Genomic DNA, 428 nt, shown 5'->3' on the forward strand with positions numbered 1-428 from the left:
ACCTGTCAGGGACCTTCTTCTGTCTAAATATCCAGCAAAATCTGAATCAACATATCCAATAACACTTCCAGAAGTGTTATTACTTCTGTCATAAATTATCCCAACATCAGTAGTACCTCTCAAGTAACGGAGTATCCATTTCACTGCCTGCCAATGGGCCTTTCCGGGGTTATCCATGTATCTGCTAACTACACTAACCGCGTGTGAAATATCTGGCCTCGTGCAAACCATGGCATACATGATACTCCCAACTGCACTAGCATAAGGAACACTAGACATGTCTGAGATCAACAGGTTGAAAACTCAGTTGAGTGGTGATACCACTTGTAGGATTTTACACCCCATTGAGGTACCACTTATCCCAAAACCAATTGGTGATAGGAAACGGTACAACAATGGTTTTATGGTGAGGGCGAGAGCTCGACCAC

At 43.5% G+C, this 428-nt stretch carries 1 protein-coding gene; it reads right to left on the minus strand.

Translation table 11 applies throughout. The annotated features are described in order from the left end of the window. On the minus strand, window positions 1-240 hold a 240-nt coding region (locus D7X96_RS40645), incomplete at its 3' end, for a hypothetical protein (protein ID WP_208647461.1). Window positions 241-428 lie beyond the last annotated feature (188 nt).

It is taken from the genome of Corallococcus interemptor, from assembly GCF_003668875.1.
GTDB classification, from domain to species: Bacteria; Myxococcota; Myxococcia; order Myxococcales; family Myxococcaceae; genus Corallococcus; species Corallococcus interemptor.